This is a genomic window from Candidatus Krumholzibacteriota bacterium (assembly GCA_016932415.1).
In the GTDB taxonomy this organism is placed as follows: Bacteria; Krumholzibacteriota; Krumholzibacteriia; order Krumholzibacteriales; family Krumholzibacteriaceae; genus Krumholzibacterium.
Window position 1 is genome coordinate 13,922 of record JAFGCX010000004.1, and the last position, 25,112, is coordinate 39,033.

At 54.0% G+C, this 25,112-nt stretch carries 15 protein-coding genes; 9 read left to right on the forward strand and 6 right to left on the reverse strand.

All coding sequences use genetic code 11. The annotated features are described in order from the left end of the window. Positions 1-120 precede the first annotated feature (120 nt). Complete coding sequence (locus tag JW814_00465; GenBank protein MBN2069899.1) at positions 121-1,824, forward strand: T9SS type A sorting domain-containing protein; 1,704 nt, start codon at positions 121-123, stop codon at positions 1,822-1,824. 5 nt (positions 1,825-1,829) lie between these two features. Here JW814_00465 and JW814_00470 read toward each other — a convergent pair whose 3' ends face one another. After that, on the reverse strand, positions 1,830-4,220 hold the full coding sequence (locus tag JW814_00470) for a T9SS type A sorting domain-containing protein (GenBank protein ID MBN2069900.1): 2,391 nt from the start codon (positions 4,218-4,220) through the stop codon (positions 1,830-1,832). A gap of 332 nt (positions 4,221-4,552) precedes the next feature. Here JW814_00470 and JW814_00475 point away from each other — a divergent pair, with 332 nt between their 5' ends. Further along, positions 4,553-5,227 (forward strand): hypothetical protein, encoded by a 675-nt coding sequence (locus JW814_00475; GenBank protein ID MBN2069901.1) that lies wholly within the window; start codon positions 4,553-4,555, stop codon positions 5,225-5,227. Between the two features lie 4 nt (positions 5,228-5,231). Here the strand turns inward: JW814_00475 and JW814_00480 are convergent, their stop codons facing one another. The 3 genes from JW814_00480 to JW814_00490 form a co-directional block, all read right to left on the reverse strand. Further along, positions 5,232-7,919 (reverse strand): T9SS type A sorting domain-containing protein, encoded by a 2,688-nt coding sequence (locus JW814_00480; protein MBN2069902.1) that lies wholly within the window; start codon positions 7,917-7,919, stop codon positions 5,232-5,234. A 193-nt stretch (positions 7,920-8,112) separates the two neighbouring features. Next, a complete protein-coding gene (locus JW814_00485) occupies positions 8,113-10,137 on the reverse strand; it encodes a T9SS type A sorting domain-containing protein (GenBank protein MBN2069903.1) in 2,025 nt (674 codons plus the stop codon). Between the two features lie 54 nt (positions 10,138-10,191). Then, positions 10,192-12,660 (reverse strand): T9SS type A sorting domain-containing protein, encoded by a 2,469-nt coding sequence (locus JW814_00490; protein ID MBN2069904.1) that lies wholly within the window; start codon positions 12,658-12,660, stop codon positions 10,192-10,194. A gap of 389 nt (positions 12,661-13,049) precedes the next feature. Between JW814_00490 and JW814_00495 the strand changes: the two genes are divergently transcribed. Together JW814_00495 and JW814_00500 are read left to right on the forward strand one after the other, a co-directional pair. Then, the gene (locus JW814_00495; GenBank protein MBN2069905.1) at positions 13,050-14,288 is read left to right on the forward strand and encodes a class I SAM-dependent methyltransferase; all 1,239 of its coding nucleotides are present in this window, start codon (positions 13,050-13,052) and stop codon (positions 14,286-14,288) included. 357 nt (positions 14,289-14,645) lie between these two features. After that, positions 14,646-15,227, forward strand: a complete 582-nt coding sequence (locus tag JW814_00500) for a hypothetical protein (GenBank protein MBN2069906.1) — start codon at positions 14,646-14,648, stop codon at positions 15,225-15,227. Positions 15,228-15,268: 41 nt separating this feature from the next. Here JW814_00500 and JW814_00505 read toward each other — a convergent pair whose 3' ends face one another. Together JW814_00505 and JW814_00510 are read right to left on the reverse strand one after the other, a co-directional pair. Next, positions 15,269-16,372 carry a glycosyltransferase family 39 protein gene (locus tag JW814_00505; GenBank protein MBN2069907.1) on the reverse strand — a complete coding sequence of 368 codons (1,104 nt, stop codon included), beginning with the start codon at positions 16,370-16,372 and terminating at the stop codon, positions 15,269-15,271. Continuing rightward, positions 16,336-17,457, reverse strand: coding sequence for a hypothetical protein (locus JW814_00510; protein MBN2069908.1), 1,122 nt, complete (start codon positions 17,455-17,457; stop codon positions 16,336-16,338). Before JW814_00510 ends, JW814_00505 begins: the two co-directional genes overlap by 37 nt. A gap of 267 nt (positions 17,458-17,724) precedes the next feature. Between JW814_00510 and JW814_00515 the strand changes: the two genes are divergently transcribed. The 5 genes from JW814_00515 to JW814_00535 form a co-directional block, all read left to right on the forward strand. Next, complete coding sequence (locus JW814_00515; GenBank protein MBN2069909.1) at positions 17,725-18,591, forward strand: glycosyltransferase family 2 protein; 867 nt, start codon at positions 17,725-17,727, stop codon at positions 18,589-18,591. Further along, positions 18,584-19,723, forward strand: a complete 1,140-nt coding sequence (locus JW814_00520) for a glycosyltransferase family 39 protein (GenBank protein MBN2069910.1) — start codon at positions 18,584-18,586, stop codon at positions 19,721-19,723. Before JW814_00515 ends, JW814_00520 begins: the two co-directional genes overlap by 8 nt. A 71-nt stretch (positions 19,724-19,794) precedes the next feature. Continuing rightward, positions 19,795-20,397, forward strand: a complete 603-nt coding sequence (locus JW814_00525; protein MBN2069911.1) for a PH domain-containing protein — start codon at positions 19,795-19,797, stop codon at positions 20,395-20,397. Between the two features lie 147 nt (positions 20,398-20,544). Continuing rightward, positions 20,545-22,497, forward strand: coding sequence for an oligopeptide transporter, OPT family (locus JW814_00530; protein MBN2069912.1), 1,953 nt, complete (start codon positions 20,545-20,547; stop codon positions 22,495-22,497). A 332-nt stretch (positions 22,498-22,829) separates the two neighbouring features. Further along, positions 22,830-25,112, forward strand: a 2,283-nt coding sequence (locus JW814_00535; GenBank protein ID MBN2069913.1) for a M6 family metalloprotease domain-containing protein, incomplete at its 3' end; no start/stop codon positions are given.

The following is a 25,112-nucleotide window of genomic DNA, read 5'->3' on the forward strand; positions in this document are numbered from 1 at the left end:
TAAAAAACGCCTGAACCATTACACCACCCGCAAATCCTGATCCCTTGCTAAAATCGGGAAAATGTGATATGATCGTCGCGGGATTATTCCATTTCAAAATTCAATCGAAGGGGGCCCCTCATGCAACCCAGGCGCTTGACGACTTCATTTTTGCTTTTTGTGTCGATTGTTGCATTAACCTTTCCCGCTCAGGCAGCATGGGTTGACAACGGAGTTCGGATCACCGAAGGGGAGAGGCCTGAATTCGAATCTCGTATAGCGCCGGATGGTGCCGGAGGCGCGTACATCGTCTGGGAACAGAGTTTCGTCAGCGCTTTTCTCAAAAACAGCATTTTTATTCAAAGGATCGACGGAACTGGAAATATCCTTTGGGGTTCCGGAGGCATATCACTCAGCCCGGATTCGACCATCGCCTGGTCGCCGGCAGACGTATCGCCTGACGGATCAGGTGGAGCGCTGGTTTGCTGGACCGATGGCCGCGATAGCGAGACCAATTCGCGGGATGTCTACGCCCAGCGCCTCGACTCGAACGGTAACCGACTCTGGGGAAGGTGGGGCGCCGAGGTCTATACGGGCTCCGAAGATCAGGATTATCCGCTTATTGTCTCAGACGGAGCGGGCGGAGCTGTGATCGTCTGGCGTGACAATCGCGATTCGAATATCGATCTTCGCGCTCAGCGCCTCGACGCGTCAGGGAGCATGCTCTGGGACCCGAGCGGTATACCTGTCTGCACGGATCTCTCAGATCAGAACCGTCAACAAATCGCAACGGATGGAAGCGGTGGCGTGATAGTCACATGGGACGATGACCGCGCTTCAAGCAACGATATATATGCACAGAGAGTAGATTTGAACGGGATCATCAAATGGGATCTTGACGGCATACCGATCTGTGTGAGAGCCAATCAACAGACTTTTCCCCGGATCGTTTCAGACGAGACTGGTGGAGCGATCATAACATGGCAGGGATCGACTGTATCATTGTACGCGCAGCGTGTTGATGCCGACGGAGACACCTTATGGGCTGCCAATGGCATAGTCGTCTGCTCCAATCCGTACGGATCGCGTTCCGATCCGCAGATCGCCATTGACGGAAGCGGAGGAGCGGTCCTGTGCTGGTATGATTCGCGGACACCAAGGGGAATCTATGGCCAGAGAATAGATGCTGCGGGCGATACGTTGTGGAACGGGGCCGGAGCAAAGATATGCCTGGCCGTCGGGTCGATGTCCGATCCGAGGATCGCCTCCGACGGAAGCGGAGGGGCGGCGATCGTATGGAAGGAATCTCTCAGGCAGCAGTATGACTATGGCGATGTCTATGCCCAGACCGTGGACGCGGATGGATACGCACAGGGTCCTTCCGGTGGGATCGCGGTATGCACAGCCGTCAACGAACAACGGTACGTTCATATCGCGACCGACAGCACAGGAGGCGGTATCATCACCTGGACCGACAACCGCTACCCCGCGACAAGCCAGTCTGACATATATGCAGGCAGAGCTTATTTCAACGGCTCGACGGATGCGGAGATACCGGATCTGCCCGCGGCAGGATACCTTTCGCAGAACTTTCCGAACCCGTTCAATCCCGTTACTACGATCGAATTCGGTCTGGAAAGGGATTCCCATCTCTCGCTGAGTATTTATGACGCGGCGGGAAGGATAATCAGGAAGATCGTTGACGAGGGAAGACCGGCGGGCCATTACGCCGAAGCCTGGGATGGAAAAGACGCTAACGGTAACGCGGTGGCGAGCGGCGTCTATTTTTTCAAACTGGAGACAGAAACGCTCAAACGATCCAGAAAGATGATACTGCTTCGCTGATCAGATTATCTTATCAGCACCATCCTTCTCGTCTGGTCAAGCTCCATTGAGATGAGCCGGTAGAAGTATACGCCGCTTGCGACAGGGACGCCGCGCGAATTAAGGCCGTTCCAGTGTTCGGTATAATGTCCCGCGCTCCTGTTCTCATCCAGGACGACACTGACAAGCTTGCCGGAGATGTCATATACTTTCAGGCTTACACGCGAATCCTGCCTGAGCCCGAAGAGTATCGTGGTCGAAGGATTGAAGGGGTTCGGATAATTCTGATTGAGGTACGATAGATGAGGCAGATCGGGGAGATCCTCTCCAGTCATGTCGCCGGGGCCCGATACTGCGAAGGAGCTCTCGTTTCCGTGAATGTCGACCGCGCAGACCTTGTACCAGTAATCCTGATCCCATGACCATGCTTCATCGAACCACTCCGACACCGCCGGTGTCGCTACCAGCGTGGAAGTGCCGGGAATGAACCCTTCACTCGTGCCTCTGTGGATAGCATACCAGGCAAGATCGTTCTCCGTGTTTTTTTCCCATGTCAACTGGAGGCCTTCCGGATTGTAATCCTGTTCCGCCGCAAGCCCCATCGGTGGCTCCGGAGCGAGGTTATCGACCGAATATCCGCTGTCGGCAGCGCTCGCGTACCATACGGCGGGATCTGTAGTATGCCCTGTGACCATGTAGACCGACCACGGGATACCCGAGGTCGAGGAATCGGCAAGTGTCGAGACGCGGCAGGCGTAAGTCTCGCTCTGGGTGGCGTCAAGGCTGGCAATAAGTTCCCAGCTGCCCTCCGGAACGACTCCTCCTGCGGGTGCCCGCAGGATCGTTCTGCCGTCAGATCCCGTCATGAGGAGGACCGCGGGGCTGGAGGTTGCCGCCAATCCTTCGATCCTCTGCCAGATATCGTAACGCGAGAGCTGGAGAGGCTGATTGTTATCATCCCTGTCCGAGGCGGCGAAATTGATCCTGAGACAGCCTCCCTGGTCGCCGGGAACGTCCTCTGCCGACACTATCACCGGTTCAGGAGCCGAGGTGTCTCCCAGCGCGTCCAGGTACTGAGCGTAAACATCCTGCACCTGCCCTTCCCGGTCGTCGGTGATCGTCGCCAGTATTCCACAGGCGCCATCGGAAGCTACGTCGAAATCAAGGTTTCTCGGATCACCCTGCAGGACTTCGACTCCATAGCTGTCCCACATCACCCCCCCTGAAATATCGACCTTCTGCGCGAAAAGAGCGCCCCCTCCGCGGTGGTCAGCCCAGACCGCGATAACACCCTCTTCGCAGGGAAGGAGCATCGGGAACTCATTCTCGTCCTCCGCGATAACCTGAATGCCGTTCGTTGTCCAGAGCCCGTTACCGAACCTGTCCAATCTCTGGGCATATATATCCTGCCCGTACTCGCGTTCGTCGCACCACGCGACGTAGACTCCTCCAGAGCCGTCTTCGATCATTGCAAGGTCATACTGGTCACCATCTTCCACGCAGACCATCTTCTCCGTTCCCCATTCGGCAGAGCCTGCCGCATCGACCTTGTTCATGTAAATATCGTGTTCACCGCCCCATTCGAACTCCCAGCAGACAAAAGCCCCGCCGAATCCGTCAGGTGCTACGACTGGTTCTTCCCGATTATAGTGACCGAGTGCCACGGGTACACCGTCAGCGATCCAGACCTCTCCCGACGCGAAGACCCTCTGCACGTAGATGTCAAGATCGAGAGAACCGAAACGCAGGCTCTGGAAAGCGACCAGGGCTCCCCCGAATCCGTCGCAGGCGAGGGATGGGTAGCCCTCGTCCGGCGAGGCGTCGGAGACGACGACATTATCCGGGGTGTCATCCCATACTATCGTCCCGTCGCGGTCTATCTTCTGGGCGTAGATACGCGACCCGCTTACGTTCTGGACCCAGGCCATGATGCATCCACCCGAACCATCCGCTACGGCGAGGATCTCTCCCATATCCCCATCGGCGACATTAATTCCGCGCGAATCCCAGAGCTTCGTTCCATCCGGGTCGATCCGCTGCGCGACGATCGTCGAACCTGATTCGAGCCAGACCAGTATGGCGCCGCCGGCGTCATCGCTGACCATCTCGATCATTCTCTGATCGCCGGTACCACTCACCTGCACTCCTCCAGAGGTCCAGTACTCGTTCCCAGCTCCATCGAGCCGCTGCGCGAAGATCTTCCGGGGAATGACTCTCATGTCTTCCCACGCCACGATGCATCCCCCAGCTTCGTCGTATATTATCTCTACAGATTGCTGCGCCTGCCATTCGCCGCAGACCAGAATACCATCGGGGGGCCAGGCGGCGCGGAGAGGTCCGGCTGTTGCCGCAAGAGATACCGCGATGACTGTCATAAGTTTTATCTTTCGTAACAATGGATCGAAAAGAGGTGACATGACCGGGACTCCTTATTGCCTAAATCGCTGGATAATAATTCCTGTTCAACCGTTCCTGGATTTTACTGTGACGGCTATTCTATCACATAAAACAATTATTTTCAATATGGGAGCTTTAACTCATCAAGATATGCCGGATTTACCGGTTTATTTTCAGGAGATACCTGACATTTTTCGACCATTTATCCCGGTCCTCCGATAGAAACTGGTCAAATAATCCTTTTCGAAATAGTGGTCCGTATATTGCTCGGAGATGTGGCGTACCTTTGATTGGAACGGAATTTTTGAAAGGGCCGGTAACGACAGGCTGCCAGGAAACCACGGGAGAAATCATGAGGAACTTTTTGCAGGCGGGATCACTCGCGATTATCTGTATCGTATTGCTTATCACTTTCGCAGATAGCATGGCCGGCGACAAGAGTTGCCAGTCCACTGAATATGAATTGATGTCCATGCTTATCACCAGTGAGTACGAGTCGGAATTCAGCCCTGTACTTATAAACCGTGACACAGAACTATGGTGCATTGCCGAGCGGCTCGATATCCTCCAGAAGGAATGGCCGGGACTGAAAAGCGAGACGATCGATTCTCTCATAGCGATCAACAGAGGCCCGGCCGTAAGGCTCACCGGGCAGTTCTGTATCCCCGTCGATTATAAACTGGTATCGGAAGAAGAGTACGCCGACCTGCTTGGGCTCAGAAATATTTTCAAGGCTGGCGAAGGATCTGGAGTTGCCGGGATGGGACAGCACGCCTCGGCGGGCGATCGAGCCGAACCTGACTGGAATAATTTCGACAGGGTCTTTCCCGAGGCCCAGGGATACCTTACATTCTCAAGGATCGCCTTCGACTCCGATCGCACCCAGGCCCTGGTGATATTCTGCAACGCTTACCGGTGCAACGGAGTCAGGACAAAACCGGCGACGCGCCGGATAGCCTGTTTCATGAAAAAAGGCGGCACCTGGAAGCTGTCCGGCATATCGCGCAGCATCAACACGATGTACTGAGTTCCTAACGCATCAGGATCATCTTCCTGGTGATCTGCTCCTTTCCCGCGGTCAGACGGTAGAAGTAGACTCCCGAAGAGACCTTGTCGCCGTTATCGCTGACACCGTTCCACCTGACGCTCTTTAACCCGGCGGTAAGTACCCCGCAGTCGAGGGCGCGGACCTTCCTGCCCGCGATGTCGAATATATCGATCGCGACATCAGTTCGGACCGGCAGATTGAAGCTTATCACCGTGGAAGGGTTGAACGGGTTGGGAAAATTCTGGAATAGCGCCAGCTCCCTTGCCGGAGTCGATACCGGTCCCGTTTCGAAAAGCACTCTCGTGCCTTCCTCGTCAGTCACCTCCACAAGGTATCGATAAGCCTTGCCCGCTTCTATTTCATTATCGACGTAAGCGAAAGCGAGGCCATCTGATTTGATCGCCGCGTCCTCGATCAGGGAGAATTCCCTGTTTCCGACAGAACGCGAGACTCGAAACTCCATGAACTCTCCAGATATTGATAATGTCCATGAGACAACTATCGATTCCGCCCCGTAAACGGCGGCGAATGACTGAAGCTGTGTCTCCAGGATGATGCTGCCCGGGCTGAGTGTAGCCGGAGCGCCGATATTCCCGTGAATATCAACGGCGCATACCTTGTAAAAGGCACCGTCGCCGTTGGTCCATTTGGTATCGAAAACAGAGTTACCGGTTGACGTCAGGATGAGGTTGTCCCCAGCGGGAACGAATTCCTCGTCGAATGCCCTGTAAATATTGTAGCAAGCAAGGTCGGACTCAGTGTTACGAGTCCATGAGACGAGCAGTCCCGCCGGCTCTTCCTGCTGCTCTCCCACTATACCTGCGGGAACGGCCGGTGCCAGGTTGTCGACCGAGTATCCTTCGATCGGGCCGGACATCCAGAAGATGACTGGAGTCGTCTCGTGAGCCGCGATCGCGAACTCGTGCATTCCATCGGTAGCATCGATGGAATCATAATAGGTGGGGACCGAACAGGAGTACTCGGGAAGCATCGCTGCCTCCACATTTTCGATCCACTCCCACGCCGATGCGGCGGCTCCCGCGCCGTCTATCAGGACGGCTTTTCCGTCGTAATCGGGGCCGATATCGGCAAGCCCGACCGTTTCGTAACCACTTCCCGGAGAGAGCAGGGCGCCTTCGCTCATCTTTCTCCATACCGAGTAGTGGGAGATCAGGTAATATGGCTGGGCGTCAAGGTATGAGCGGACCCAGGTAAGCAGGACATTACCACCCTGATCGTAGGGGACATCGAGGGCCTGGACAGGTGCGGGCGCTGGATTACCCCATCGACCGTTGTTATCTATTCGCTGGGCGAAGCAGTCATGATCGATCGGCCCGAAAGCGTCGAAAGTCGCTATTACGCCGCCATCGGTCGGGACCAGGCCCCAGACGCCCTGATAATTCATCCCTTCTGTCAGCAGTATTCCGTCGCTGTCCCAGAGGAGGTCACCGTTGCCTGTCACTCTCAGCGCCCGCGCGGCCTGGTAATCGCTGCCCAGATTGAAGGTGACGATCGCTCCACCCTCTCCGTCCGGGGCCGCATGGAATCCTGAAGGTATACCGTTCGATGTTATCAGAGGAATACCATCGTCCTCCCAGACCGGATATCCGTAGTGGGTCATTCTCTGGGCATAGATCGATATGCTGGCGTTATTATCCATCCAGATTACGATGACGCTGCCGTTTTCCGATAGCAAGAGCCGGGGCCATTGCTGGGTTCCCGGAACCCATGTGACAAACTCTCCAAAGGTCTGCCAGTTATAGTGGATCGATCCATCGCTGTCGATCCGGCTTAGCTGGATATCATAGCCGTTGGTTGCAGTACTTATCGTCCACGCGATATAAGCGCCACCTTCGCCGTCAGCGATTACGTCCGGTTCGTACTCTTCTTCTGAAGTCGAGGCTATTCCTTTTCCGTTAGCATCCCATTTGACAGTCGCGTTCCCGTCGATATACTGAGCGTAGACGTCGTAATTTGCCGCGCTGCGGAAATCGGTCCAGGTTATCAGCAGCCCTCCCGCTCCATCACCGGCCACCACTGGAAAAGACTGTGAGTCGGTCGCGTTGCATATGGCAAACCCCGTATCGACCCAAACGCGGTTACCGGCCGCGCTGATCCTCTGCGCGAAAATATCCTGCCCGGTCGGCGACCCCATATAGCTGTTCGTCCAGACGATAAAGGCTCCGCCTGCTCCATCGGAGACTACCTCGGGGTTGACCTGGTGAGTATTTGATGTGCAGACCCTTACGCCGCTCTCACCCCAGAGGACAGTGCCGCTCTCGTCGATCCTCTGCGCGTACACGTGATAATCAGACCCGGCGGTATCCTGGTCCCAGACGATTATGCAGCCGCCTGCTCCATCACTGACGATATTATGGTCGAACTGGCTGAGAGTGTCGGCTCCGACTGCGATACCGGTTGCGGGCCACAGCATCTCCCCTCCGCCGTTTACCTTCTGGGCGAATATCTTGTATCTCGAAATTCCGACTGTCGATCTGAAGGCGATCACCGCTCCTCCGCTTCCATCGCTCGCCGATTTCGGGCGGAGCTGGGTCCCCCCCAGAAGACAGACAGGTGCTCCGATCTTGCTCCACTGGGCCTGGCCCTCGCCGGGGAAAAGGGATGAGATAATAAGAACGAGCAAGATGGAAACGATGATATTCCGGGACATGGCATACCCCTTTCAAAGGTGGTTCCTGGTTTTCGGTAGTGTCGGTCCTGTTGATGATTTCGCTATAAAATGGTTATCGTCCGCAAACCGGGATAGTTTACGGTAAAAATCGCGTGGTGACGAACCTCCGGCTTACAGGTATAAATTACCATCGGAAGCTCTGCCTGGGAAGGTGTGTCGTGCAGCTCTATCCCTATCTCAAAAGCACCATCTTCTTTGTCTCCGTGTACTCGCCGGCTGACAATTTGTAGAAGTACACTCCGCTGGCGGCCAGAACACCGCCATCGGTCCTGCCATCCCACAGCTTGTCGTGATACCCGGCGGGCATCGGTCCGTTCACCAGTTCTCGCACGAGCCGGCCCGCAGCGTCGTATATCCTCAGCGAGACGAATTCCGGAGCGTCCAGCCCGAACTTTATTATCGTGACAGGATTCATCGGGTTGGGGAAATTCTGTTCCAGATAGGCTCCGGTCGGCATCGAAGGAGAGAGGTTGTCTACCGAGTGGCAGCTCAATGGTTGAGATGTCCACCAGAACAGGGAGCTTGAAGTCCTTGCCCTTATCTTGAACCAGTGCGTCGCGTCGCCGAGAGCGCTCGAATCGGCGGTCGTGGAGGCCGCGTACTGGTAGGAGTCGAGGTAGTAGGCGTCCATACTGTCTATCTGCGTGTAGGTGGCTCCGTCGGTGCTTCGCCAGATCGAATAATGCGTGACGATCTCGGTTGGATAGGCGTCAAGGTAGGAGGCATCCCAGGTAAGCATCACGCGTCCGCCCTGGTCATTCGGGACATCCGCTGCTCCTGTGAGCATCGGCGCCGGGTAGCCCCAGTGGCCCCATTTCTCCATCCTCTGCGCGTAGACGTCGTAGTCGTTGGAATCCTCATACCTGAGGTCGTTCCATGTGATGATCGCCCCCTGCGCCCCATCGGTAGTTATCATGGCTGTCACCTGGTGATTGATCGCTCCTGATACCCTCTCGCCCTCTGTGGCCCACATTTTTGAACCGGCCGCGTCTATACGCTGCGCGTGGATGTCGTATTCGCTCCCTTGTCTCTGGTCCTTCCACGCTATTATGGCGCCGCCGACGCCGTCGGAGACGATACATGGCGTCCTCTGCCCGCCCGTGTAGTCTGATAAAGGAAGGCCGTTGGTTGTCCACTGCGCGTTACCGGAGGCGTTGACGCGCTGGGCGTAGACATGGTAATAGGCGGGTATTCTCTGATCCTGCCACGTGATTATCGCTCCGCCACCTCCGTCGGTCGTCAGATCCGGGAAATACTGACCGCCGGTCGCGGTGCATATCGATCTTCCCGAGGGGAGCCAGTATGTGTTCCCGTTGCTGAGAATGCGTTGGGAGTAGATGTCGGTATCGACGCCGTTACGGTCGTCGTACCATACGACGATTGCTCCGCCCGAGCTGTCGGTGATCAGCTTGGGCAGGTTCTGCCACGAATTGCTGGTGCTCAGCCTGACGCCGTTAGCTGTCCACTGAACGAATCCCGTCGAGCTGACTTTCTGCGCGTAAATAAGCAGGTTGGTGGCGTCCCGGTAATCTTCCCATACCATGGTGACGCCTCCGCTGCCATCGGCGATCATCTGTAATCCGTCCTGGACCTGGGCTGCGTTGCATACAACGAACCCGTCGGCCGCCCATTGGGTAACGCCATTCCAGTTGATACGCTGGATGAATACGTCCTGGTTCCCGTTTCGCGAGTCCACCCAGCCGATGTACATGTATCCCGAAGTGCCGGCCGCGATGCGTGGAGCGCCCTGGTAGCTCGAATGCAGACAGACCGGCATCCCTGTGGACGCCCAAAGGATGTTTCCATCGGGGTCCACGCACTGGGCGAATATGTCATCGTTGCCATTGACATTGTCGCGATAGGCAACGACGACGTTTCCCCCATCTTTCATACAGATGACAGGGTCTCCCTGCTGGGAGGGCCCTTCAGCGACGGCGATCCCTCCGTCGGCCCAAAGGGGGAAGCCGTACGAGTCGATCCTCTGCATATATACATCGGCATTTCCAATATTCCGGTAATCCCTCCAGACTACGTAAGCCCCGCCGGCTCCATCGGAGATCATATCAGTCACGTTCTGCATGTTGGCGAGAGCCGCGATCGGTACGCCGTCCTTAATCCACTGCGCCATGCCAGGCGAAGGCAGACCGAGCGAGAGCGCCAGGCAGAGAAGACCCGCCGCTTTGAATATCATCCTCATTGTAGATCCTCCTCTTTCAATTATCGTATTCACTCTGATATCTCCTTCAACCTGTTATCTCGTAAGTATCATTTTTTTCGTTTCGCTGAATGTCCCGGCGCGCAGGCGGTAAAAGTAGACTCCGCTCGCGACAGTCCTGTTTTTAGCGCTGCGCCCATCCCACGACTGCGTGTAGAGGCCAGCCTCGCGCGGTTCGTTGACGAGGGTTCGGACCAACCTACCCGAAACGTCGTAGATCGAAAGGGTCACAAGCTCACGCGAGGCGAGTCCGAATTGGATCGTCGTCGAAGGGTTGAATGGATTGGGTATGTTCTGAGTGAGATATGTCACCGCAGGGACGACGTGAGTCTCATCACCGGTTATATCGTAAGGTCCCAGAAAAGCGGCCCCGCTCTCGTTGCCGTGGATATCGACCGTCCTGACCATATAATAGAAGCCGCTGTCCCATCGCCATTCGTCGTCGAAATATTCAGCATCGACCCCTTCATATATTCTGTTGTCAGGTCCGGTCTCGAAGTCGGGGAGCACGTCCCGGTAGAGGGCGTAATGGGAGAAATCGTCGCTGGAGGGCGCGCTCAGCCCGCCTGCGCCCCACGCGAGAAATAGCCCGGGAGGCTCGTAGCTCTGCGAGCCGGAGAATTCGGAAGGTTGAGATGGGGGGATGTTGTCAATAGAACACCCGCTGTCGGGCCTCGATTCCCAGAAGTCGAAGTGATCACTCCCATGGGCTATTACCATGAAATAGTGCGTCCCGGGGTCGGATGGCGTGTAATCGAAGAGTGTAGATACCTGGTCGCTGTATGTAGGAGAGTTCGTTGCGTCGACATGATCAAGAAGCTCCCATCCTGTCGCCGCGCCGCTCACCATCGAGATATAATAGATCGGCTCTGAGGCTGGCGCGTCTCCTGAGATCGTAGGGGCGGTGTCGGTATATCGGCCCAGCACCGCCGGATCGATCCCCTTTTCGCCTCTCGCGAGAAGAGCCTGGAACTGCGCGACAGGGAGCATCCGCCAGACCGAGTACTGGTCGATAACCATAGCCATCACCGTCTCGATCCTTGATTTGTCCCAGGTGACTGTCACCTGGCCGCCCTGGTCTGAAGGCACATCAGCGACTGATGTGATCGTCGGGGAAGGATAGCCCCAGTTCCCGCACCGCTCGATGCGCTGCGCGTAGACATCGGCAGAACTTCCCGGGCGGTAGTCCTCCCAGGCGAAGATCGCGCCCCCGACGCCGTCGGAGGCGGCGCAGACGCGCACCTGATCGCTCCCCTCGGTGCAAACGGAGATTCCGTTTATATTCCACACAGGCAAGCCGTCGCCGGAGATCTTCTGGGCGTAAATGTCACGATTCGAGCCGGAGCGATAATCCTGCCAGGCGATGACGGCGCCCAGAGCGCCATCGGCGACGATAGCCGGTTCTTTCTGAACCTGAGAGGAGGAACATACGATGGCCCCACTGTTGCTCCACTCGCGGTTTCCGAGATAACTCATTCTCTGGGCCAAGATGTCCTGGCTCAACCCCACTACCTGGGACCATGTGATGATCGCCCCGTTCCTTCCGTCCGATACGATGGCGGGCGTATACATATTTTCGACCGTCGTGCTCGCGGCGATGCCGTTTGGAGTCCAGAGGATGGTGCCGTACCTGTTGATCCTCTGGGCCCAGACTATCGGGTTCGCGCTGTTTCGATAATCAAGCCACGCGATGATGGCGCCGCCCCAGCTGTCGGCAACGATACACTGAGAATACTGGGTATTGACTGCGTTGCAGATGACCTTGCCGTTGGCGGTCCACATGGCAGCGCCCGATCCGTCGATCCGCTGCGCGTAGATGTCGCTCGGACCGCCGCGGTGGTCGTCCCAGGCGATAATAGCGCCGCCCACCCCGTCGGTGGCGAGGGCCGGCTCGTTCTGATCGAAAGAGGAGGTACAGACGTCGATGCCGTCAGCCGTCCAGAGCGGCGATCCATCCTCATCGATCCTCTGAGCGAATATATCGGCCGAGCCGAAGATATCGTCTTCCCAGGCGATGATTGCGCCACCGGCTCCATCGGCGATGACAGCGTAATTAATCTGTGTCGTAGGCCAATCGCAGATCAGAATCCCGTCCTCTGTCCACTGCGCTGTTCCATCCGCGCCTATCCTCTGAGCGTAAAGATCGACATTTCCTTCGCGATCGTCGCCCCAGACCACTATCGCTCCGCCTTTACCGTCGGGTGCGATCTCCGGATAGTAATATGTCATGTATGGTGTCTTAACCGGGACGCCGTTGACTGTCCAGAGGACGTTCCCCCAACCGTCGATTCTCTGGATATATATCCCGATGCCGGGCGCAGCGCTGCGGTTATCTTTCCAGACGAAGATCGCGCCACCAGCTTCGTCGGAGACAGCTTTGGGATGTATCTGGTCGTAAGTCTCCGAGACTATCGGCACACCGTTCTGGACCCACTGCGCGCTAAGCCCAGTCGAGATGAGAAGACCGATGAAACAGAGAATCAGAAATAGATATGATTTTCCCATTACAGGGACCCCCTCTGAGAAAGAGATGTTTCTCTCTTTCCCGCTGCCGGAGTCCCGTCAGTCAATTACACGCGGCACTCCGGCTGATCAGAGTATGATAAATAAAGAAGAAAGAGGAGTCCGAGCGTTCGGTCGGCCGGGTCCCCCTTCTCCAGCAGACTTATCGAAACGAATCAGTAAGTTGGCATTATAGCACTAATTATAAAGGATTTCAAGGGGAATCGATTTTCGGCCCCTGGCCCGAAAATGTACATGTTGAGAAGTAAGATCCTGGCTTATTCCTGCCGTAATATGAATCCCAGGCTGTTTCAAACAATTGAGGAGACCGGGATCATATGGTATAATATTCCCCTTGGATTAGATGGGTCATATTTAACAAGCGGAACGCCATGATAGAGAGTAAGATCGAAAATATTCTGGCATGTCCGGTCTGCCATACGGCGCTCACAGGGACCTGGTCGGCTTACGGTTGCGGCGTATGCGGGAAGGAGTTCGATGCCGGCGGGGGGATCCTTTCGGCGCTGGTCGATTCAGGGAGGCTCACCGTAGATCCCGGTGGTATCAGGATCAAGGATGACAGGGAGGCTGGCGATACGATAAGGGAGATGAAGAGCATCGATTATGGGTTCATAACGAAAACGAAGGCTTTCTACTTCGTCTATCTCTTTCTTTTTATCAGTATTGTCCTGCGAATCTGGCCCGGTACTCTCACCCTGGCCCTGATCCTCCTCACTGACTGGATCGTATTTCGTATCAAAAGAGGCAGAGCGCTTAGAAGTTATGTCGCCAACCCGCTCAGATTGAGGACGGTCAGCGATTACAGATCTATAGACGGGCTTTACGAGGCAAGAGGCTTGCGCCAGCCAACGATGCTCGATTGGGTAAGGATGTCAGGTTCCGGTGGAGATCCGGCTCGGGAGGCGTCAAACCTCGATGATGAGAGGTATGAGGATATAGCGGCTGTCGTCGACCGGCTGCCGGAGCAGCCCCGGATCATTGTCGATGTCGGCGCGAATGACGGCAGAGCCTGCTATCATACAGGGATCGGTAAGGATCAGTCTTTTATAGGTGTTGATATAAGCCGCCTGCTTCTGGAAGAATTTAAAAGAAAGCTTCCCGGGCAGACAGCTATCCTCGCAGACGGAGCGTCTCTTCCGTTGAAAGACGATTCGATTGATTTTCTCTTCTGCACCGAGACGCTCGAACATCTCTCCGATCCCGGCAGGGCGGTGGGGGAGTTCATGAGGGTGCTCAGGCCGGGTGGATCGATGATGATCCAGAGCCCGAACGCGCACCGCGTCCGCAACCTCAACATCTTCCATCTGGCTACGCTCATGCTGAGCCTCGTTTCTGATTCGATACTTCAGAAGAAGATCGTGCACGAGAATACGTGGCATAACGCCTGCACTTATCACTGGGATTTCTCGATATCCGATTACAGGCGGTTTATCGGTCAGAATGGAGGATCTGTCAGGACCCTCTCAAGCAGCGCGTTTTTCTTTCCTCCCTTTCTTCTCAGGGGACGGAAAGGACTTTACAGAAAGAAGGAAAAGATCTTTTCCTCGATACCTTTTCTGAGGTATTTCGGCGGCGACCTTGTAGTCGTCGCCGAGAAGAAGATTCGATGACCGGCCTTTACCGGCGGCATGTTTGCAGGGGAATGATGTTTGGATATGAAAAAATCCTTCCTCATCGCCGCAAGGGGCCAAAATTTAATTCACCCCTCCATTTTATGCTTGAAAGCATGATTTGAAATATGGTACAATACACCCACTGTTTTAATATGGCTAAATTTGTGTTCAGAATCATGGTTTTGAAAAAGCAGTATGAGGAGGCGGACAGGAAATTACTGTTATTGTCATGACAGCCCCGCAGCTGTCGATCTTCCCTGAAATTTGGATTCGGGCTCTCACGGGAGTAGAATCGGGGGTTCCCGCGAGAATTGGTTTTTATTGCGTCTATAGTGGATCGTTAAGGAGTGCGAGATGAAGAAAATTGTTATTTTACTTGTTGTTGGATTGATGCTGGCAGCGGTTCCCGCAGCCGCGCAGAAGGTCACGGATAATTTCTACGTCACAGTCGGTTCGGGGATCGTCCTTAATGGGGGCGGAAGCGGTTATGACGACGGCCATTGGTATGTCTATCCCTCGAACTGGATCAATCAGTGGTTCTATGATCATCCATTCGACAATACGAGAGGCAAGCTCATCCAGATCGATTTCGACTGGGTTGCTTTGGATCCTGCCTGCACGACAGATATCACTGTCGCGGTGAACTGGTCTACTCCGGAATATTCAGCTCTCGGGCTGGGTGATACGGAACCCCCACTGCCGGGTTGCGATGAAGAGTTGTATATCATCCGCGAGAACATCCTCGATTTCTGCGGCATCCAGGCGACTGTCGAGCATGTCAAATTCTATTACGTAATATACGATTACAACCCTGAATGGGTCTCGATCGATATAATGGGATGCAACTTCGTAATTACCAACGGCGTGATCGTCCACGAATGCGCCGTGGACAATGAAGCGACAAGCTGGGGGGCAATCAAGGCTCTGAACAGATAATAGATATCTTTAATAAAGGCGAAAGCCGGATTTTGATGCTCTCACAACGGCCCTGGAGGAACAATACTCCGGGGCCGTCTTTTTATCCGGCAGAGAAGGGCGCTGGCGTAGAGCAGGAAGAATGGTTCCAGGACTATCCTGTACCTTTTGGCGAACGATCCGAACAGGATCAGAAGAAGCGTATAGGATGCCACCGGAAGGAGTACGAACCTGTCCTCTTTCCCGTACTTTCTCGCGATGCCTGCCAGGCCGAGGAGCATGATGGCGGTATAGGAGTAAGCGGCTGTATAGGTGGAGTTCTTCTCCTGGTCCGTTCCGGCGGCATCGCTCAAAGCCCATTCTTTCCTCGTGATCATCGAAGCGTTTTCATAGATCCACCAGATCGTGTTCCATCTTCCATTGAGGTTGCTCGGATAGAATTTCCTGAAGTTGAGATCATAGGCTTCCGCCCTGTATACCGGCACGGCCTTTTTTTCCATGAGAGAATTCCGGATAGTGGCCGGAAGGAGTATCGCGGCGAGGATAAGTAAAAAGACGAAGCGTCTCTTCAACGTGAGAAGAATCCCCGGTACGAGAAAAGCCATGACAGGATCGAGCAACACGGCGATGCCGATTAAAATCGACGAATAGACGCCACGCGCCATATCTCCGACATCTGACAGCGCCACAGTCAATATCGCGAGGACGATCAGTACCTCGAATGATCCTGGTGTCGGAGAATGGGATATCAGTACGAAACCGGGGTAGAGAGCGGCGATCGAAGCCGCGACAAGGGCGGTCTTTCTGTCAAAGACGCGCCTTGCCGCCAGGTACAGAAGAACGACGCATACAGTATTGACGATTCCCTGAAAGACGTAAAGGGCCGTTACCGCCGAATCTCTGAATATCAGCTTGAGCAACCGAAGAAATAGGATATAAAGAGGAGCCTGGTCCGACCGGATCGCCCCCTTTTCGGAGATCTCGAGGAAGTCATCGGCGAATCCGAACGATAGGCCAGCGTCGAAAGCGAACGCGAAATAGAGTCTGAGGGCGAGCGACAGCAGTACTATCACCGAGAGAAGATCAAGATCCCCCGAAAAGGACGGGGCGATCTTTTCCTTCCACAGGTTCAGGAAGAAACTGTTTTTCTCAACATCCTTTGCCATATACCACCTGCCAGTATCGACGTGTAGATGATCAGGAACGGTTCGAGAGGGATCCTGTATCTATATTTGATCTGCGTCAGAATCACGATAAGGACAAGATACGACAGGGGAGGGTAAAATGCCGAAGAGTTTTTTGACGACAGGAACCTGAAAATGCCGAGCGATCCGGCGAGCAGGATCATTATATAGGAGTAACCTGTAATATGTTCATGGTCGGTCCTTTTTCCGAAGATCACCGGCATATGGCTTTTCTCGATGGCATTGCCGGCAAGGAACGAGATGTTTGAATCGATACCACTTATGATCTTCCATCCGTCGAACGGATTATTGAACTTCTTCAGATCGATGCCGTACCCGGATGCTTCATAGAGAAGAACCGGCCGTCCGGCGATCATGCTGTTCCTTATTCCCCAAGGAAGAAGAAGCAGGAGAGTCAGAAGCAGGAAAGGTATCTTTTTTTTCACGATCAGTGCCGTGCCGGGAATAAAAAAAATGATCATCGGGTCAAGCAGCACTCCCGTAGATGAGATTACGGCGGTCGCCAGGGCTTTTGTCCTGTCGGTGAGCGCGGATACGTTGGTGAGGACGATCAGAAAAAGAAGGAGCATGACAAAGGTGATCGGCAGCGCGACCAGATTGTAAATGATCAGGGATGGATAGAGAGCGGCCAGAATGGCTGCTGCCACGGCCGACTGTTTTCCAGCGGCGCGCAGCACCGAAAAGAACGCCACGGGAATCATCGCTACAGACACGATGCTCTGGATAATGAAGACAGAATGCAATCCATCGCCTCTTCCAAAAAAACGCGCTGCCATGAGAAATGCCGGGTACAGGGGGCCGTGTATCGTGTCGATATAGCGCGACGCTGCCATCTCATTGTACATCCCCATCTCGCCCTGTTTTGGAATGACTCCGAGATAGGAGACGGGGTCGATCGAGAGGGCCAGTGCCAACCTGTGAATTGCGGAGAGGGCGACCGTGATCGAAAGGCTCACCAGATGCCATCGGGGCCGGGAGAGGCGCAAAAGCCGGAGAGCGTTATAGCGAAGCCCTTTTCCTGCCAGTGAAAGGGTTTTTAGAACCATCGTTTTGTCAGATCGAAGTATAGTCAAAACCGCGCCATTCGATTTCAGTACGGAGAGGATCGATTCATGCGATGAAGATATCGCAGCGGGGAGGTGTCGTTCAAGAGTTTATCTTTCGATCCTCTCTGACTTACGCTGAAGCCCGCTTCGTTGCCTGGAAAAAGAAAAACTCGACATTGGCCATCAGACGATGATAATATTACACAACCGGTTACATTACAGAAACGAAGCTCGCGAGTCTTTTTATTTTTTATCGATGGATTGGAAATGCCTGTTTCTGACGCAGACCTTACTATTATTGTCCCGGCGCTGAACGAAGAAGCTGTCGTCGGCGAGGTGGTCAGGGGACTGATAGCCGAATTTCCTGAAGCCCGCGTCATCGTCGTCGATGACGGTTCGACCGACAGGACGGGTGAGCGTGCGAAAGAGGCGGGCGCCAGCGTCTACAGACACGATCGAAAACTCGGTTACGGGGCGGCTCTGAAGACGGGGATCAGGAACTCATCGAGCGAATTCGTGCTCTTTTGCGATGGAGACGGTCAGCATGAACCCTCCGACGCCCGCAGGTTGTTCAGCGAAGCGCATGACCAGGATATGGTCGTGGGAGAGAGGAGATCGGGATCACACTCTCCCTTTTCCCGAAGACCGGGGAAGTTGATCCTCAGACTGTTCGCCGATTTTCTCGCCGGGGTAAAGATACCTGATCTCAATTCGGGACTGCGAGTCTTCAGGCGCGATATAATCATGAAATATCTTCATCTCATGCCGCAGGGATTTTCATTTTCGACGACAAGTACATTCGCGATGCTTAAATCCCAGCGCAGGATCAGGTTCGTTCCGATCACGGTAAGAAAGAGGGTCGGAAAAAGCACCGTGCGACAGTGGAGGCACGGACCGGCCACCCTTATGCTCATGCTCAGGCTAACCGTGCTCTTCGAGCCGCTGAAAGTATTCCTGTCGGTCTCGCTTGCCCTTTTCGTTATCAGCCTGGGATCTCTCACGATCGATCTGACGATGGGCGGTGGAGGAGTCGGAGATACTACCGCTCTTATGGCCGTATCTTCACTTATCATTTTCATGTTCGGACTGCTGTGCGACCAGGTCTCCGCTTTGAGGCGGGAGAAACATGATTGACCGTTGGGAAGATACCCGCAGGCAGAAGGCCCTGCTGATCTCGATTCTGACCGTGGCGGTCGTGCTGAGGATCTTTCTCGCCCTTACCTGCGATGCCGTTCCCGATTACAGCGACATGGCCACTTACAACGAAGCGGCGATGTCAGATGGTATACCTTCTTTTCCCCCTCCGGGATACCCCCTTTTTCTCAGGGCTGTCTATTCGGTCTTCGGAGCCTTTAACTATAAGGCTGTATTCGTCGTTCAGGGATTGATAAGCGCGCTTACGGTGTTTCTGATCTATTCGATCGCCCTCAGGACTGGCGGCAGGACCGCCGCGGTGGCCGCCGGGACCATAGCCGCCATCTATCCGAATCTTCTCGCCTATAATCTTACTACTCTTACCGAGACGTTGAGCGTATTTCTCGTGATCATGATCCTTTATCTTATCACGTCGAAGTCGAGGGAAACTCTCTGCTCGATCCTCGCGGGAGTCGTTCTGGCAGCGAGTTATTTCGTAAAACCATCGATCCTTTTCTTTACTCCGGGAATATTCCCTGGCGTAAGGAAAAAGATCCTCTTTATCATGACTCTTGGAGCGATCCTCGGCCCGGTCTTCATTTACGGAAGCCTTACGGGGAAAGGAGAAGACCGCGGCCCGGTCCTGATTTACAAGGCGTATAATCCCCGCGCCGCCGAGACCCCTCACTTCGACTGGGATGAGACCGAACTGGGAAGGAATGATTCAGGAGACAGATATCTTGAAGAGACGGTAAGGTTCATATCGGGGAACAAGTGGGAAACGCTCGACATAATCTATTACAAGTCATCGCTTTTGATATCGCAGGGATGGGATTCTTTCGTCCTGAAGGATATAAGCAGGAATAACAGGCATCTTACAAATATCCTTACATATGGATATCTTCCCGTCATGATATTCGGATTCATAGGCATGATACGTTTTATAGACAGGAAAAATCGAATCATAGCCTGGATGACGATAAGCTACCTTGCCATCCATATCCTGATCACAATATTCAAACTGCGATACAGGCTATTGATCGAACCGATGCTGATAATATATTCAGGGATCACGATCTCGAAGATCGTGGCAAGGTTCAGTCCGGGACGGGATGAAGATATTTCTTTCTGAATATTTTCCGTTCTCATTTTGTATCGTAGATTGTGACACTGATATCAGAATCTTAATGACAGGAGGAGAGGATGGAGACAATGAGAATCAAACCGAGCAGAGGGTATCTGAGCAAACTGCGTCTTATTCTTACTATAGTCGCGTTCGGGGTGGCCCTGTTCGGCTTTATAATGGGCATGCTGATAGGGATCGATGAAGGCCCCAGGGTGGCGATGGTCGTTTTTTATATCTTTCTGGCCGCGGACCTGGCCTGGTGGCTGCCGGCGATGATAATAGTCGGTTACTATTTCAAAAGCCTCAGCTACGAGATACAGGACGATGAAGTGATCGTACATGTCGGCATAATCACCAAGTCGGTCAAGCATGTTCCCTACAGGACCGTGACGAATATCACCGCGAGAAGGGGGCTTTTCGACAGGTACCTCTTCAACATCGGTTCGTTGAATATACAGACGGCGGGAATGAGCGCTCAGGCCGGGGCCGAGGAGAGTCTTGTGGGACTGCCCGACGTGAAAGGCGTATACGAGGTGATCGTTGAAAAACTGAGGCGCTTCCGTGGAGGGATGACACCCGACCAGGCAGGGATAGAGGACTCCGGGATTGTAGCTTCGAGCGCGCAGATGGAAGCGATTCTTGATGAACTGAAGGAGATACGAAAAAATACGACGAAATAAAATTGCAATCTCTGTTTGATCTTCCACCCGTGGCGACGGCTGAAAAACCGATAGGAATCGACCGGCATATGTGATATCGTGCCTCCGAGATCTATCGAATGAAGCTGATCATCCGGAAAGCTTTCCAGCGAGAGGAGATATCAGACAGTGGAAGAGCACAAGCCGTATATTCCCGCCGATTCTCTCATTAAAGATTTTAACCCGAAAACTGTGATCCTCGGAATCATCCTCGGAGCGATATTCGGTAGCGCCAACGCCTATCTCGGTCTCAGGGTCGGGCTGACGATCAGTACGGCGATTCCGCTTGCAGTCGTTTCGGTCGCCATTCTGAGGCTGCTCACCCCGGTCTTCGGCAAACCGACTATCCTTGAATGCAATATCTCCCAGACGACCGGATCGGCCAGTTCATCGCTTGCGTCAGGGATAATCTTTACAGTCCCCGCGCTGTACATATGGGGATATGATGCGCCTCTTGTCCAGATTACCCTGCTCGCTATCTGCGGAGGCGTCCTCGGCGTCCTCTTCATGATACCGCTTCGAAGCTTTCTGATCGTCAAGGAGCATAAAAACCTGCCATACCCCGAAGGGACAGCAAGCGCGGAAGTCCTGATCGTAGCGACCGGGGGGGGAGGTGCTTCGGCAAAAAGCGTCTTTCACGGTCTCGGCATAGGAGCTCTTTACAAGGGCCTGATCTCGCTTCTTTATCTCTGGCCTTCGAGAGTCTCCGTCACTCTTCCCTTCATAAAAAAAGCCGTCGTGGGAGTGTCCACTACTCCCGCTCTTCTCGGTGTAGGTTATATCCTCGGCAGAAGGATAGGGGCGATCATGGTCGGTGGAGGCCTGATCTCATGGGTGTTGATAATCCCGTTCATCGCCTGGAAATTCGGGGATATGGAGATCTGGCCGAATACCCTCGTCTATCTGCAGTCGAAGGGGCTGGATCCGTCGATCACCCTGATCGGCCAACTTTCTCCCAAGGAGATCTGGGAGGGGTATATAAGGATAATCGGCGCCGGCGCGGTAGCCGCCGCGGGCGTCATCACAGTAGCGAAATCGATACCGACAATGATCAACTCGCTTAAGATAGGGCTTAAGGAACTTCGATCGAGCGCCGCCTCCCTTGACGCTGGAAAGCTCAGGACCGAAAGGGATCTCTCTATCAAGTACGTCATACTCGGTGTATCACTCATCGTCCTTCTTGTGACTTTTATACCCGGGATCATCGGGAACGACACTCATATCATAATGAGGTTTCTAAGCGCTGTCGCGATCGCCATTTTCTCATTCGCTTTCGTGACGGTATCGTCGAGGATCGTCGGTATGATAGGGGTCTCATCCAACCCGACATCGGGAATGGCTATCGTTACCCTTCTCGGGGTAGGCCTGATATTCAAGATGCTTGGCTGGACCGACCTGACAGGAAAGATCACAGCTCTTACCATAGGAACGATTGTGTGCATCTCAGCTTCGATCGCCGGCGATATCTCCCAGGACCTCAAGACGGGATTTATCATAGGGGCTACACCGAAAAAACAGCAGATCAGCGAGATACTCGGAGCGCTTGGATCGGCCTTCTTCGTCTGTCTTGCCGTCTATTACCTCGGTAAGGCGTACGGGTTCGGCTCCGAGGACCTGCCGGCGCCACAGGCGACTCTGATGAAAACAGTCCTCGACGGTGTGCTCGATGGTAACCTGCGATGGGATCTTGTCGGGATCGGAGCGGCTTTCTCTGTCCTGGTGATGATATTCAGGGTGCCGCCGCTTCCGTTCGCCGTCGGTGTATACCTTCCTCTATATTCGATGACGCCGGTATTCATCGGCGGGCTTCTGCGCCATATGGTTGACAAGAGGTTCAAAGGAGATGACTCCGCCGAAAAGGGAGGAGACCACGGGATCCTTCTCGGTTCAGGGTTGATTGCCGGCGAGGGGCTTCTAGGAGTGGTGATAGCGATCATCGCCGTGATAATCTCAAAATCTCCAAAATATCTCGAGATCTCCTACTCGCCTGTATGGATCGGTCAGGGAGTGTCGGCAATCGTATTCGCCGCTCTCGGATGGTATCTATACAGGGTAGCAGCAAGATCGAGGAAGTCGGGATAAAGATCGATATCGGAGCTGAGTTTTCATCTCCGGTCCGATAGAGAAGCTTCGGAGATCGAGTTGCTTATAGGTTATTATACCTATGTACATGGCTTGCTGACCGTGATATACTATATCAAGAGTAGAGTCCAGAGTAATGATACTCGATAGACGGGGTTTCGAGGATACTTAGTACAAATAAGCAGAGGTCGAAGATGGTATCTAAAGAGGCCCCGAACAGAAAGACCGTCGCGGAGAGCGGCGGATTTTGTTTATTTAGTTGAAAGTTATTATTAATTGCTATATATTATTAATTGAAGTGGTGAACTTTTCATTCGATCCGAGGAGCCTTTATGAAAGGGAGAAGACAGACTAAATCGAAGTCGATCAGATTCTTGTCTGACGGCCCGTTTAAAGCGTTATTGATAGTTGTTCTTTCATTCGCGGTTATGCAGGTCCTCTTTGCAGGCCGGGTCATCGCGGTCACGGCCAATCCTGAACCGGTCACCTTGAAACAGCCGGATGGAACAGTGATAACCGTGGTCCTTAAGGGGGATGAATATCTTCACTGGAACGAGGACGAAGCAGGTTACCTTATCACAAGATCTGCCGACAGACTGTGGTGGGTATACGCGAGGGAAGAACTTGGCAAGATAGTCCCGACCGAACATGTCGTGGGAACTGCCGACCCCGCCTCTGTCGGCATGCGGCCTGATCTTGACAGGCTTCGCGCCTCGACATCGATCAGACCGATCGATAGCGCGCCCGATATAGACCAGGCGACTCCGTCTGGAACGGTATATAATCTCGTTGTACTTGTCAATTATTCAGACCTTACTATAACCAGTACAACCACGGATTTTGATAATCTTTTCAACCAGATCGGATACTCGGCAGATGGAGCGACCGGATCGGTAAAGGATTATTATTCGGAGATCTCGTATAATACGATGACGTTGCAGTCTGTGGTAGTAGCGCCGGTAACGATAAGCCAGGGATACGCCTATTATGGAGCCAACGATTCCTGGGGTTATGACCTGAGGCCGCGCGAAATGGTCACCGAGGCGCTGGCCGCCCTTGAAGCGAGAGGCTTCGATTTTACATCGGTGGACGGTGACAGCGATGGCTGGGTCGACGGACTTACTATCATCCATGCCGGCGGTGGAGAGGAATATGGCGGCAACGATTCCAATTATATCTGGTCGCACCAGTGGGCGCTTTCCACGACGGTCATATACGACGGCGTGAGGATGCGCACATATCATACAGAACCATCCAGAAGAGGATGGGATTCGACACCGAGTACATGGGGAATCACAAGGATAGGCGTGATCTGTCATGAGACAGGCCATTTCTTCGGATTGCCCGATCTGTACGATTATGGTTACGACAGCCAGGGTGTCGGCGATTTCTGCCTGATGGCTGGAGGCTCGTGGAACGGCAATTACGGTTCCTCTCCGGCTCATATGAGTGCCTGGTGCAAGACTGATCTTGGATGGGTAACCCCGACCCTGATAACCGGCGGTGGATACTTTCCGATCAACCAGATCGAGACGAATACCGAGATATACAAGCTTCAGGGAAACTGGCCGAGTAACGAGTATTTTCTCGTTGAAAACCGGCAGGGTGTCGGGTTCGATGCCGGCCTTCCAGGTTCCAACAGGGGTCTTCTCATATGGCATGTCGATGAGAACCAGCCTGATAACGACGACCAGAATCATTTCAAGGTCGATCTGGAAGAGGCAAGCGGGATCCAGCATCTTCAGCTTAACTCCAATTCAGGTGAAGATAGCGATTATTTCAGAGCTGGGAACGCGACTTCATTTACGGGGACGACAACGCCAAACAACATCAGCTATACATACCTGGCTCTCGGTCTTGACATCTCAGGGGTCAGCAGCAGCGGGTCGTCGATGTCGTTTTACGTAAACGCGATGACGATATCGCTGGTCTCGCCGATCGGTGGAGAGGTCTTCCCCGGAGGCCAGAATTTCCCGATCTCCTGGGCGATAGCCGGTCCGGCGCCCGATTCGGTCTCCATCCTTCTCAGTCTTGACAGCGGCGCCAATTTCAACGAGACGGTCGCCAGCGGGATAACCAGCGGCACGCTGTACGACTGGACGGTTCCCAATATTCAGACATCAACGGCGAGGATCAAGGTAATCGCCTATACGGCGGATTCCGAGATGAGTAGCGATATATCGATGAGCGATTTCACGATCAATTTTGTCGATATGATTGCTCCCACAGTGACAGTGACCGCTCCGAACGGCGGGGAGACTTTCGCCGCCGGCGACCCTGTCGATATCGAATGGACCGCCGATGATAATATCGCTGTCGATTATGTCGAAATCTATTACTCAGTAAACGGCGGCGGCGATTATACCCTGATCTCAGGCCCAGAAGTTGATGATGGTATCTATGAATGGATCGCTCCCGGGTTCGAATCGACCGACTGCCTGGTAAAGGTAGTGGCGTACGATACTTCGTTTCTCACCGGCGAGGACGAGAGCGACGCCTCGTTCACGATCTATATCCCCGACGTGACAGCCCCGACAGTGACAGTCACAGCCCCGAACGGCGGAGAGGCGTACGTCGAGGGAGACACGATATCCATCGAGTGGATAGCCCAGGAT